The 12,217-nt window shown below is 61.4% G+C and carries 12 protein-coding genes and 1 pseudogene; 5 read left to right on the forward strand and 8 right to left on the reverse strand.

Features of this window, described 5'->3' with window-relative positions; translation table 11 throughout:
* Together MAXJ12_RS29695 and MAXJ12_RS29700 are read left to right on the forward strand one after the other, a co-directional pair.
* A partial coding sequence (locus MAXJ12_RS29695) for a phosphoketolase family protein (RefSeq protein ID WP_008839863.1) occupies nucleotides 1-582 on the forward strand: 582 nt, incomplete at its 5' end.
* A gap of 20 nt (nucleotides 583-602) precedes the next feature.
* Nucleotides 603-1,775, forward strand: a complete 1,173-nt coding sequence (locus MAXJ12_RS29700; RefSeq protein ID WP_008839864.1) for an acetate/propionate family kinase — start codon at nucleotides 603-605, stop codon at nucleotides 1,773-1,775.
* 46 nt (nucleotides 1,776-1,821) lie between these two features.
* On the opposite strand, the gene MAXJ12_RS29705 is transcribed toward MAXJ12_RS29700, so the two are convergent.
* Both MAXJ12_RS29705 and MAXJ12_RS29710 read right to left on the reverse strand, forming a co-directional pair.
* Nucleotides 1,822-2,469, reverse strand: a complete 648-nt coding sequence (locus MAXJ12_RS29705; protein WP_008839865.1) for a helix-turn-helix domain-containing protein — start codon at nucleotides 2,467-2,469, stop codon at nucleotides 1,822-1,824.
* A 300-nt stretch (nucleotides 2,470-2,769) separates the two neighbouring features.
* The gene (locus tag MAXJ12_RS29710; RefSeq protein WP_008839866.1) at nucleotides 2,770-3,363 is read right to left on the reverse strand and encodes an NAD(P)H-dependent oxidoreductase; all 594 of its coding nucleotides are present in this window, start codon (nucleotides 3,361-3,363) and stop codon (nucleotides 2,770-2,772) included.
* A 445-nt stretch (nucleotides 3,364-3,808) separates the two neighbouring features.
* Between MAXJ12_RS29710 and MAXJ12_RS29720 the strand changes: the two genes are divergently transcribed.
* Nucleotides 3,809-4,255 (forward strand): pyridoxamine 5'-phosphate oxidase family protein, encoded by a 447-nt coding sequence (locus MAXJ12_RS29720; protein ID WP_040588786.1) that lies wholly within the window; start codon nucleotides 3,809-3,811, stop codon nucleotides 4,253-4,255.
* A gap of 111 nt (nucleotides 4,256-4,366) precedes the next feature.
* Here the strand turns inward: MAXJ12_RS29720 and MAXJ12_RS39330 are convergent.
* Together MAXJ12_RS39330 and MAXJ12_RS29725 are read right to left on the reverse strand one after the other, a co-directional pair.
* Nucleotides 4,367-4,628 (reverse strand): annotated as a pseudogene (locus MAXJ12_RS39330) (universal stress protein); the annotation flags it as partial.
* Nucleotides 4,629-4,737: 109 nt separating this feature from the next.
* The gene (locus MAXJ12_RS29725; protein ID WP_244421651.1) at nucleotides 4,738-5,580 is read right to left on the reverse strand and encodes a universal stress protein; all 843 of its coding nucleotides are present in this window, start codon (nucleotides 5,578-5,580) and stop codon (nucleotides 4,738-4,740) included.
* A gap of 274 nt (nucleotides 5,581-5,854) precedes the next feature.
* Between MAXJ12_RS29725 and MAXJ12_RS29730 the strand changes: the two genes are divergently transcribed.
* Entirely contained in the window at nucleotides 5,855-6,688 is an 834-nt protein-coding gene (locus MAXJ12_RS29730) for a universal stress protein (RefSeq protein ID WP_008839870.1), read from the forward strand.
* Nucleotides 6,689-6,829: 141 nt separating this feature from the next.
* On the opposite strand, the gene MAXJ12_RS29735 is transcribed toward MAXJ12_RS29730, so the two are convergent.
* Nucleotides 6,830-7,906: a DUF7146 domain-containing protein gene (locus tag MAXJ12_RS29735; protein WP_008839871.1), complete on the reverse strand. Its 1,077-nt coding sequence runs from the start codon at nucleotides 7,904-7,906 to the stop codon at nucleotides 6,830-6,832.
* A 482-nt stretch (nucleotides 7,907-8,388) separates the two neighbouring features.
* On the opposite strand from MAXJ12_RS29735, the gene MAXJ12_RS29740 reads away from it, so the two are divergent.
* A complete protein-coding gene (locus tag MAXJ12_RS29740; RefSeq protein ID WP_040588788.1) occupies nucleotides 8,389-9,588 on the forward strand; it encodes a DUF1173 domain-containing protein in 1,200 nt (399 codons plus the stop codon).
* An 84-nt stretch (nucleotides 9,589-9,672) separates the two neighbouring features.
* Here MAXJ12_RS29740 and MAXJ12_RS29745 read toward each other — a convergent pair whose 3' ends face one another.
* The 3 genes from MAXJ12_RS29745 to MAXJ12_RS38605 form a co-directional block, all read right to left on the reverse strand.
* Entirely contained in the window at nucleotides 9,673-10,788 is a 1,116-nt protein-coding gene (locus MAXJ12_RS29745) for a hypothetical protein (protein WP_008839873.1), read from the reverse strand.
* A gap of 30 nt (nucleotides 10,789-10,818) precedes the next feature.
* A complete protein-coding gene (locus MAXJ12_RS29750) occupies nucleotides 10,819-11,667 on the reverse strand; it encodes a hypothetical protein (RefSeq protein ID WP_139044111.1) in 849 nt (282 codons plus the stop codon).
* 107 nt (nucleotides 11,668-11,774) lie between these two features.
* A partial coding sequence (locus tag MAXJ12_RS38605) for a hypothetical protein (protein WP_008839875.1) occupies nucleotides 11,775-12,217 on the reverse strand: 443 nt, incomplete at its 5' end.

The following is a 12,217-nucleotide window of genomic DNA, read 5'->3' on the forward strand; positions in this document are numbered from 1 at the left end:
CTCGGCGTATGGGATTGGGCATCAAACGACCAGGGAAGCGAGCCGGACGTGGTCATGGCCTGCGCCGGTGACGTGCCGACGCTGGAAACACTGGCTGCGGTCAGCATGCTGAGGGAGCATATTCCTCAGCTGAAAATTCGACTCGTCAACATAGTCGACCTTCTGGCACTGCAGCCGAAAGAAATCCATCCGCACGGTCTGTCGGATCGAGATTTCGATGCGCTTTTTACGACGGACAAGCCCGTCATCTTCGCCTATCACGGCTATCCATGGACAATTCATCGTCTGACTTACCGCAGGACCAATCACACGAATTTCCACGTGCGGGGTTATAATGAGGAGGGTACCACGACGACGTCGTTCGATATGACGGTGCTGAACGGACTCGACAGGTTCCATCTTGTCCAGAGTGTTATTGACCGGGTCCCCGAGGCACGCGCAGATGGCGGCAAGCTGAAAAGCCTGATGGAAGCCAAGCTCATCGAGCACCACGACTATATTCGGACACATGGCCAGGACATGCCGGAAATCGTCAATTGGCGTTGGAACCTGGGGGGCAAAGCGCCGCGTTCCTCGAACTGACCACCCGTGGAAGGCTATATATGACCGACGCAATCCTCGTCCTCAACGCTGGGTCGTCGAGCCTGAAATTCGCCGTGTTCGAAACCATGACCGGGCTGCCTCTGCTGATGAAGGGCAGCATCACGTCGCTTCGAAGCAGACCGCGCCTGAGAGTTTCGAATGCGAATGGCGCCCTGGACAAGGATGATGTCCTGGGCGCAAACGCGATCAGCATGAGGGCGGCTTTAGAGGTCGTCGTCGCCGAAATAGCCGGGCGCCATTCGCTCGAAGGAATCCGTGTAATCGGGCACAGGATCGTTCACGGGGGGCATGCTTATCGCGTGGCGACACTTCTCGATGAACAAGCGATCGGCGCATTATGGAAGCTCAGTCCCCTCGCCCCGATTCACCAGCCGATGAATCTTGAGATTGTTGAACTGGCAGCCAGCTTGCTGCCGCATGCAAGGCAGGTCGGATGTTTCGACACCGCCTTCCATTCCGAGCGACCACGCATTGCGACGCTGTATGGATTGCCACAGTCCCTGACCGACGCCGGGATCGTCTCCTATGGCTTCCATGGAGTTTCGTACGGATACATCGCGTCTTGCCTTCTGGATCGATACGGCGCGCAGGCGGGAAATCGAGCCATTGTCTGTCACCTTGGCAGCGGCGCCAGCCTCTGTGCGATGCGCGAGGGCAGGAGCATCGCCACGACTATGGGGTTTTCGCCACTCGACGGCCTTGTCATGAGCACTCGCTGCGGCTCTCTTGATCCCGGCGTCGTCCTTCATCTCCTGCAGGATGGGACGAGATCGGCCAATGATCTTGCTCGCTTGCTGTACGAGGAGTCAGGGTTGATAGGGGTCTCGGAAATCTCTGGCGACATGCAGACGCTGGTCGAATCCGATGATGCGCGCGCTGCGGAGGCGGTCGATCTGTTTGTGTATCAGGCGGGCCGCCAGATCGGTTCGCTGGCCGCCGCCCTGGAGGGGCTCGATACCTTGGTCTTCACAGCCGGTATCGGGGAAAACTCCGCCGTTATTCGCGAAAGGATCTGTCGCGCCGCAAGATGGCTTGGCGTCCAAGTCGACCATGAGCGGAACCGGCGAGGTGACCAGCTTATCAATGCCGCGGGATCGACAGTGGATGTGTTGGTCATACCCACCGACGAAGAGCGCGCGGTTGCGAAACAGATCCTGGCTAGTGGGCTGTAGCAAACGTCAAGGAACCTTTGTCGCCCTGAACAGCTCGTTCACTCCCCTACTCGCTCAAGTTACGCAAAGTCTGCCATTTGACGACTTCCACGCTGCGAAGGTTGGGCAAGCGGATGATGCCCTTCTCCTTTAGTTTTGAAAATACACGCGAAACCGTTTCGATCGTCAGGCCGAGATAGTCGCCGATATCGGAGCGGGACATCGGTAGATCGAAGCACTCCAGGCCCCCCTGGCGGTCGGCCATGTCGAGAAGGAACGCAGCGACACGTTCGGCAGCATTTTGACGTCCGAGGACCAGAAGATGCTCCTGCGCGCGAACCAAGCCCTGCAGGGCCAATGGCAGGATTGCCTGAGAGATTTCCATGCCTGGGCCGGGCCGCAAGACACGCACGCCTGTCGCTCCAATCGCTTCCGCGAAGAAATGGTGGGTGTTGCCAGATTCAAAACCGAAGATTTCTCCACTCAGGTGAAACGCGGAGATTTGCCGGCGTCCGTCCGCAAGAAGCCGATAAACGCGCACACATCCGAAATCGATCTGATAGAGGCTGTCCGCCAGCTCTCCTTGCGCGTAAATTTCACTGCCAGTCGGATAAAGCGAAGTCGGCTGAACCGGACCAGGAAAACCCGGTATAGGCAATGCCAAGGCGGCGCCCGCAGCCATGCTGGAAAATTCGTTCCTCGGGTGAATAGTCATCGTCTGCTCCCGTCAAAATCCGTAGGGAGATCAATTGCGCAAATGATCGGCACGCGAAATTCGGTTATGTGCTTAGGAAAACTACGTAGGGATTTTCGACTGGGCCGAATGTCCGCGTCAGCACGCCCGATTGGGGTATGTTAATCCACCGGCCGGCTCGGCATTTCTCAAGGTTTGAAAACGGCGGATCGCCTGCGATCTTCCTAGCGCCGAGCCGGAAGCACCTCAGAAAGTAGTGCAAACCGCGCCGGCGGAGCGGCCCAGATCTGTGCGCCGGCGACGCCAGCGACGACGAGATTCTCAAACCGCTTTTGCACCGAGTCGACGCATCTTTGCCAACCAGAGTCTTCGCTTGGCGTCGTCCACTGATCCCACCATCCCGAATAATGTTTTCCGGACAGGACTGATGCCAACGAAATTGAGAATGTTGCGGCGCATTCCGGCGAGACCATGACCGAGATACCAGAGACGGTAGAAGACGGCGGGCATGCCCATTGTCACGACAATCCGCGCCGATCGTCCCTTCAGCAACGTGGCTGCGAAACCGCCCTTTCCCTTTTCAGGGTAGGCGAATGCAATGCCGGGCCGCATCACCTGTTCCAGAAACCCCTTGAGCAGGGCCGGCATGGTTCCGAGCCATAGCGGGAACACGAACACGATGTGTTCGGCTTCGGTTATTGCTTGGGCGGCATTCTTGATCGCCGGCGCCAATGTCCCATGCTCGAATTCCTCCATCGTTCGCAGCAGAGGAAAATCGAGTTCAGCGACATCGATGCGTCGAACCTGATGTCCCGCTGACGCTGCGCCTTCTGCATAGGCCTGGGCCAATGCTCTGCAAAAGCGTCGCGGTTCGCTGTCTGGATGGCCGACCACGATGAGGATGCGACGGTTCATGTTATCCTCCGTAGCTGAATGACGTTGCCCTCAGCCGCGTCGGATCAGGCACGAGCGCGGAATGAGGTGATGGGATAGCCGCATCGTCATCAGCGAGCTTCATCAGACCCACATTAAATACGGCGCGCCGTCCGGATTGCCCTTGTCGCGGGCAAGCAGCAGCCGAACGTGACGGAGGTTCGTTGAAGGTTCCTTGAGTTCGGTCACGGAAAAATCCCTTGTTCACGGCTGCTTAAGCACATGCGACAAGGCCAGCCTTGATCGGCATCAAAAGCGGTGGCTGTTTGGAATCGAACGGCCGCCCGTGGCCAAGGGAGACGGCAAGCGCAATGGATTTGACGCGCATCAAAGCGATGTGCAGGCAAACCGAACAATTTGGTTGAAATGCCTTCGAGCGTCCGGCGTGCGAGACGTTCAGGCGGGTAGCCAAATGCTGGAGATCGCAATGATTGTCCATACAATGTCCATGCTGGAATGCACCAAGTTGCTCACGATGAATCGCCTCGGTCACCTGGCTTGTGCGAAGGACGGGCAGCCTTACGTCGTGCCCCTCCATTATGCCTATGCCGACAATCATCTGTACGCGTTTTCCATGCCGGGAAAAAAGATCGAATGGATGCGCAGCAATCCCCTTGTATCCGTTCAAGTCCTGGAGCGAGGCCAAGGGCGCGAATGGAGGAGCGTGATTGTCGACGGCCATTATGAAGAGCTGCCGGACCGCATTGGCGACGAGTGCGGGCGAGACTATGCTTGGTCACTCTTGAGCAAGCATCACGACTGGTGGGAGCCGGGAGCCCTCAAACCGGCAACACTTTCGGTTTTGGACCACTCGCCGCATGTGTTTTTCCGAATTTCGGCCGAGAGCATGTCGGGCCGCGAGGCAACGGACTAGGTTTTCTTCTCGCCTTGCGCTTGGAGCGAGCAATAAATGCGCGGGATAATGAGGGCGACAGCTATTCGCTCCCCGCCCCAGGCAATCTGACGTCGAGCTGAGGTCACCGCCCATGAAAATCGGCAGCGACGAACTTTCGAGAATCGATCTGGTTGCGCCTCCGAAAAATCGCTCTCGCAAACGTGAGTGACTATAGGCGCCCATCACCATCATTTCTGCCGAGATATCGATTGCGTGCTGGCGAAGCACGCCGGCCACCGAGTGGCTTAAACTCGGAAGCCGATCGACAGTCACGCTTACACCGTGGCCCGCGAGATAGGCAGCCGCGTCTGCACCTGGCTCGGCCGCCATGATCGTTCTCGCCTTCTATCGGCAATGCGGCGGCGACCGTCTTGTCAGTGGGACAGCAACACGGGGACAGCCCGATGGCTGAGCACGCCGCGTCGCACGATCCGATCATGCGACGAAAGAATGCGCTGCCATCAGTTGGAGATCAGCCGATTGAGAGAGGACTCGCGAAGCAGGGACCGCGTGACGCCCCCAAATATCAATTCGCGAAGCCGGCTGTGGCCATATCCCCCAGACACGATCATATCGGCGCCGATCTCGCGGGCAACTTCGTTCAACGCAAATGCAGCATCGGCATGGCCGACGCCGATCACCTGCGAACGCGCCTTCACACCGTGCTCGATGAGGTAGCTGGCCACGTCGGCAACACTTTCATTGCCGGAAATTGAGTCGTTCTCCTCGATCGTCGTCACCAGCACGTCTTGCGCGCGGACCAGAAACGGCATGGCGTCGCTGACCGAGCGCCGAGCTTCCCTGGTGTCTTTCCAGGCGATGACGATCCTCTCGCCTTTGACGGTTTTCCCGGAGCCCGACGCAAGCAGGACCGGTCTGCCCGCCGCGAGGATCAGAGCGCCGTGTTTGACCAAACGGTGACTGTTGCCCATCAGGTCGGGTGTGCCGGCGCCTGTGACGATGAGGTCTGCGGCTCGTGCGTGGATAGCGAGCAACTTTGTTGGGTGCCCGATCTCGCCCCTCCAGGAAGCGCGAGTGACCCCGGCCGTCATGGTCCTGAACTCTTTCTCCCGCTCCTCAAGCCGTGCTTCAATCTCTTCGGTCTGTATGGCCACGAGGTCGACAGAGGTGGCGCCGTCCACATCGCTTGGATCGATCAATCTCGGCTCGGCGGCGGCAAAGCCGATCAGCCCCGCGTCGAAACGCAAAGCGAGTTCACACGCAAATTGCAGGCGTTGCGCAGCGCGGACATCGACATCCAGCTGAACCATGATCGTTTTATAGCGCATCGTCCGAACCTCCATTTTCGAACAATGAGCACATCATCAAGCGGACCTGCCCGCTTTGACGCGCGTCAAAAAGCAAAGCAGCAGGGGTTCCGTTGCTTCGACCGAGATAAAGGGGGAGGCGTGACCAGGTCGCTTCTCGACCCGTGAGGCGCCGTTGTTCATGGCGCAGTGATCTTCGAAATTGATTTGAGCCACATCAAGGACCCAGCCGACAATTCAGACACAATGGTGCGCGATCCCTCAATCTTGACCTCAGTGGCCTGGTTGGGGGCCCTTCAGGAGATCGACCATGAAGATCCAGGCTTTCCTTCCCCTCGTCACCTATCCCGACACGAACTCCGACGCTGTTGCGGCCAATGCGACGGCTGTTGCCGAGCACTTGAGCGCCGACCTCCATGCGTTGGCACTGAATGCGGATATACCGCCGGTCTCCAGCATATTGTCGCCGCTGCTTCTCGACGTGCCCGAGATGATCCGCAACGCCGAGGCGGTCAGCCACGACCGCGGAGAACATTTGCTGGCGAAGGTCAGGGAGGAGGCGCAGACGCGGAGTGTGTCTATCACCACCAATACGGTTTCGGGAGGTATCGCACTCCTGGGCGACCTGGCTGGAGAACATGCCCGATATTTTGATCTCGCTTTGGTGGGGTGGGAGGCGGGCAACGCGACCGCCCGAATAACGGCGGAAGGTGTCATCTTCGGTTCTGGCCGGCCCGCGATCCTGCTGCCGGAACTGTGGGGTGTCTCCTCGATTGACCATGTCGCCATTGCGTGGGATGGCAGCCGCGTCGCCGCACGCGCCGTCGGCGATGCGTTGCCGTTCCTGCAGCGCGCCTCGAAGATTCATGTTCTTACCATCGTCGGCGAGAAGCCGCTCGACGAAGAAAGCGGCGAACGGCTCGTCGCCGGGCTCCACGAGCGCGGCCTGGTTGCGGATTTGCGTTCGATCAAGGCAGAAGACTGCGAAATAGGCGTGACCCTGCAGGAGCATGCGATTGAGGCTGGAGCAGATCTGCTCGTCATGGGCGGTTACGGCCATTCCCGCGTCCGGGATTTTGTGCTGGGCGGCGCAACGGAAGGTATCCTGAACGACCTGCGGCTTCCTGTTCTGCTATCGCATTGACGGACGGACGACCGTGCGCGCGGCCGTCGGTTCTTGTGCAAACCCGACCAGGATTACCGGCCGTGGTATCGGCCGCTGTTCTGGCTCTTCGCCGCGAACGTGAACTTGGCCCGGTGACGGATCGGCGCCCATCTACCGGCATCAGCCCGTGTCACTTCGAAGGGCGCTTCTTCGGCGCATGAAGCGAACGACATCCTGCGGCGCGAGTTGGGTGCGCAGTGCCGCCCGGAGCGCGCCGAGGCCAAATGCGCGCAGGTCCTCGTTGAAGTCGCCCCTCCGCGGCGACAGGGCCAGCGCCTCAATGCCTGCTGCCTTGGCACGTTCGGTCAATGCCGCGAGCGCCATGTCACCCACCGCATCGGCGTCGCGCGCGATGTAGAGCCGACGCAGCGTCAGCGGGAGCAAAAGGGCGGCAAGGTGGTTGGCCGAGAGCGCGGCAGCCATCGGCATGGCAGGCAGCGCACAGCGCAGCGACAACATAGTCTCGATGCCTTCACCGGCCACCATGACCTCGCACGGCGCACCGAAGCGAACTGCATGGCCGAGGAGACCACCCATCGCCTTCTTTTGGGTGTCGATCGGAGCCTTGCCAAGCCGGACGGCATCGAAGCCGTTGGGATCGAGCCAGGTCCGATGCGCCCCGGTGATGCGGCCGTCAAAATCGGTGACGGCGGCGATCATGGCCGGCCAGGTCTCGGTCGGCGAATGCTCGTCCGCCCGGTAGTAGCAGCGCGGATGGAATCGCAAGCTGCCCGTGTCGAGCAGATTCCTGATGCCGCGATTGCGCAGATAGGTGGTGACCAGCGTGCCGCTGATCGGTTGGGACATGGCGAAGAGCCGCCGCGCGGCATCAGGTGATCCGGCGGGAACGGGAGTGCGCACGGACTTTGGGCTGCGGCGCGGTTCGGCGCGCGGCAGACTTAGAAAGCGTCGTGCCTCCTTAGCTACATCGCGAAAGTCGATGAAACCGCAGCTCTCACGGATCACGTCGAGGAGATCGCCATATTCGGCCGAGGCGGCATCGGTCCAATGCCCGGCGGCGCCGGGACCGGATTCCGGCCCGCTGAGCCGAACGAACATCGACCGGCCGGGCGTGTTGCGAACGTCGCCCACCGTCCAGTAGCGGCCTTGGCGCCGCCCGTTGGACAGGTAATGGCGGCAGACCGCCTCGGCATGGCGGGCGAGACGGCGTGCCAGTTCGGAAGCGTCGCGGGGCATCACGAAACCTCCCGCGGCGCGCTGACATGGTGTTGCGTAAAAGCCGTAGATCGGCTGTGAGACAGCGCCCAATCGCAAATGCGCGACATAGCCAGCGCCGCAACAGATTCCACCTTTTTTCCAGCGGCCGCACCCCTGCCGCTTTCGCGGTCTGGGTGATCAGTCACTGTTTTGGCGAGCGAAGCGGCCGCGTTGTGCGCAGCCGGAGCAGTCATGACGAAGTCCATGGGAGATCCTGTCGAGAGCGGAGGAAAGGTGGGCCAGCCGGCACGCTCTCTCCACGCCGGCTGGACCGCCATCTCCCGGCCCAACTCTCGCTCCCCCAACCGCCCGCGATCGCCGGCGGCCGACACGCCACAGCCGAAGACCAGGATTGCAGCGGTAGACCTCCGCCGCTGCGCGATCAGAGGTTGCGTCGTCGCGAAACTCGTGACTCAATATGCGGACGGGGATGCGGCGACGACCCGGAGCAAATGGAGGCGATGCGGCGGTATAGGATCGGCAGCGCGATTTTCGAGGACGACGCGGCGGCGATGCGGCCGGCTCTGCGCGAGGCCTATGAATACAGGCAGCGACCGCTTTGCCTGTGCAGAGACACCGGCATCGCCATGTACATTGCGCGGATGGGCGACCAGTTCCTCATCAAGCGCATGCCGCTCAGCGGCGGAGATCACGATCCGGCCTGCGCCTCCTATGAGCCACCTTACGAACTGTCAGGTCTTGGTACGCTGATGGGCACCGCCATCCAGCTCGATCCGTCGAGCGGACTGGCGGCGCTGAAGCTGGATTTCAGTCTGTCGAGAACCGGCAGCCGGGCAGCGCCGGTTGCGAGCGGCGAGAACCACGAAACCGCCAGAAACGACGTGAAACGCCTTACCCTGCGTGGGCTGCTTCATTACCTCTGGCACGAGGCCGAGCTGACAGCCTGGACGTCGCGATGGGCCGGCAAGAGGCATTGGTGGAACGTGCACTGGCACCTTGTCGAAGCCGGCAAGCAGATGACCGTCAAGGGAGCGCCGCTGAGCGACATTCTCTTCGTCCCCGAGCCCTTTCGCTCCGCCAACAAGGCGGCGATCGAGCAGCGTCGCGCAACAGCCCTTGCGGCCGCACTTCCGCCAAAGAGCGGCCCCCGCAAGCTGATGGTCTTGGTCGGCGAGGTGAAGGAATTCGCGCCGGCCCGCACCGGACAGAAGATGGTCGTCAAGCATATGCCGGGATTTGTCTTCCTGATCGACGACAGCCTTCACCGGCGCATTCAGGCGCGCTTCGAAAACGAAATCGCGCTCCGAGGCGTCGATGACAGTTCACATCTGATGGCGATCGCCACTTTCGGGCTGAACACTGCCGGTCTGGCCGTGGTCGAGGAGATCGCGCTGATGGTGGTTAGCGAGAACTGGATCCCCTACGAGTCGGTCCACGAGAAGAAGCTCGTCGATGCGCTTGCCGTAAGCCGCGAGCGGAGCCTGAAGGGGCTGCGGTATAATTTCGCGTCCGATCGGCCGATCGCCGCAGCGATGATCCCCCAGCATCGGCCGCGGCCGGTTGTGCTCTACATCGTACCGGCACATGCCAGCGATCAATACGATGCGGGACTTGATGAGCTGATCGCATCCCGACCCGAAATGGATGCCTGGATTTGGCGGACTGGCGAGGGCGAGATGCCGCCCTTGCCAGTACGGTAGGCAGGGGTGCACAACCAAATAAGCCTCGCTTGCGCTGACGGCTTTTCTCGTGCCGCTCTCCTACACCGTCATACTCCGCGCGCATTACAGCCCCTGCAACCGTTTGATGAGCTGGCCCTTGCGCTCGTGGCGCTCGCGGATGGCGGCGAGGCGGCGGAGGAAATCGGCGATGGCATCCTGCTCGGCGGCAAGCTGTTTAAGGTCCGCAAGCAAGGCCGTGGCGCGGTCGTAGCCGGAAGCGTTGCGGCGCTCGATCTCCGTTTCGATCTCTGTCCAGACGCTGTCGCCCTGGCGTCTCACGACATCGAGACGGGCGCGGCGCGCCTTTTCCGCCTCTTGCGCCCTGCGGCGTTCCTCAGCCCGCCGCCGCTCTGCTTCAGCGCGTTCGCGGGCATTGCGTATTTCCCGCGCCTTAGCGCGCAATTCACCGACTGTGCGGCGTGGCTGGCCACCGTCCAAGTTTTGAGCGCGCGCACGCCGGCGCAGTAGCGTGCCGATATGGACGTCACCCTCCATCATTCGCATGAGGAGGTCGGTCTTTTCCTCCTCGGCAAGCCCGGCGACGACTGCGCGCAACTTCTCGGGAACCAGTTCATGTTCATATCGAGAGGCGGCCGCCGCTTCCACCAGGTCGCGGTCGATGTCGAAGAACGTCGTCGCCGCTTCGAGCGCGCCGGTCAGTGGGCCGATGCCGGCCAAGGGCTCCGGCGTATCGTCCATCAGCAGATCGTCTGCAATGGCCGAAAGCCAGAGGAGATAGAACAGCTGCAGATCGCCGGCGAGAATATCGGCGCGCAAAGGCGAAAGCGCGGCAAGCCAGCCGGTGCCATCGTCCCATGCATCATGATCCGGCTCGACCTCATCCCGGCAGATGTCAATGATGGTGTGCTCGCCATTGCTCCATAGCGTCACCCAATCGACCTCGCCCAGGAATGCACCCAGCCTGTGTCGGTCGATGAGGCGTTTCGGCACACGCATCATGAGCCGCCGCGTGCCCCAATTGGCGAAATAGAGATGGAGGTCGAAGCAGCTCTCCATCAGCCGCTTCGGGTCGCCTTTGAAATCGCCCCATTCATAATGATTGGTGAAGCTTGTCGCCGTAATCCGCGCCCGTGTGGACAGGCCGCGCAGTGTCTCCTGGTCGGCCTTGGTCAGCGGCCGGTCAACGGCCTGAAACTCGTAATATTGATATTCGCTCATGCAATGGTCCTTTTGAGGAAAACACACCCTTCAATCAGCCGCAGATCGCAATGCCTCCAACAGCGGACGCAGTTTGTGTTTGCGGCGATGCGTTTCGATGAGCTCTTCGAGGCGCTCGCTCCACTCTTCGGATCGCTTACCCACCGCATGGGCGTGGGCGGCAATGGCAAGCCACCTGGCGGCGGTCTCGTAATGGCTGGACCGCCCTTCGTTCATTATTGGATCGGCCATGCGGAAGGCGAGCGCAATCGCCCAGTCGGAATGGTCAGCGTAAGCCTGTTCGGCAAGGCGCTCCAGCGTATTGTCATAAGGACTAAAGCGCGCGTCATGCGGATCGACGCACGCCACAGCCTCGTCGATCAAATTCTCATCGAGTAGGATTTCGATCCGCTCGAACGCATGCGCCGCCGCCAGGAGCGCCGCGAGCAGCGTTTCGCGCAAGGCCGGCCAGCCCTTTGGACCGGCCAGCCTCGATGCAGCGCGGAAGTCTTCCCGAGCGAGGCTTTCCTCAAAGGCAGCCCGCGCCGCCATGATCATCATGTCCCGCCTGCCCGCCTCATGCGCCCTCTCGCGCAGCCAGCGAGCCAGCGGTGTTTTGCCGGCTCCATAGCGCCAATCGTCTCTGGTTTCATCACCCTCCGGCAACGACATCCCCCAGGCGGCGAGATCAAGCGCCGCATCCAATTGGCCCGCAGCAGCAATGGCCTGGGCCAGGCGCAAAATGTCGTCGGGCGCGGACAGGCGCGCATGGGCAAACGCGACCGCCTCGTCCATGCGTCCCGTCTGCGCCAGTTTCACCGCATGTTGGCAATAAAATTGGGCGGCGCGGGAAAGATGCAGATACGCCTCGATCCGTCCCATGGCTTCGAGCGCCGCCAACCGCGCCTGCGTCAGATCGTCTTCCTGCGGATCGCTTTGTCCCGCCGGCGGCCAGCCCTGCCCCCACCCAGCGAGCACGTCCTCGAGCCCCGGATCGTCCCAGCCCCTCATGCAGGCCGCGATGGCTGTGGAAAATGCGTCATCGGCGCCATACTCGGCGACATCGTTTGCCAGCTACTCAATTCGTCGGCGAGATCGTCGCGCGCCTCTTGGGAGATCCCATCCATGAGCACGGCCTTTGCGATCATCCCATCAAGCTTGGGGAAGAATTCATGCAGGGTTTCGTCCCAATGGGCGCATTCGGGCCAATAGTCGGCCAGCGGCCCGGCCACCGGCTTCAGGATCGCCAACGCATCGGCGCCCCTCCCTGCAGCAAGAAAAGGCTCCGCCGCGCCAATCAGCTCTTCGAGCGCTGCTTCGTCGACACTCGCGCCCCGCTCGTCCCAACGCCGCCGGCCGCGCCCGGAACCGGCCGCGGACAAAAGCGCTTCGGCGCGACGGCGAAACGGTTCCGGATCGAGCGGCGCGCTGGCCTCGTTCGGAAGAGCAG

Source organism: Mesorhizobium alhagi CCNWXJ12-2, assembly GCF_000236565.1.
GTDB lineage: Bacteria > Pseudomonadota > Alphaproteobacteria > Rhizobiales > Rhizobiaceae > Allomesorhizobium > Allomesorhizobium alhagi.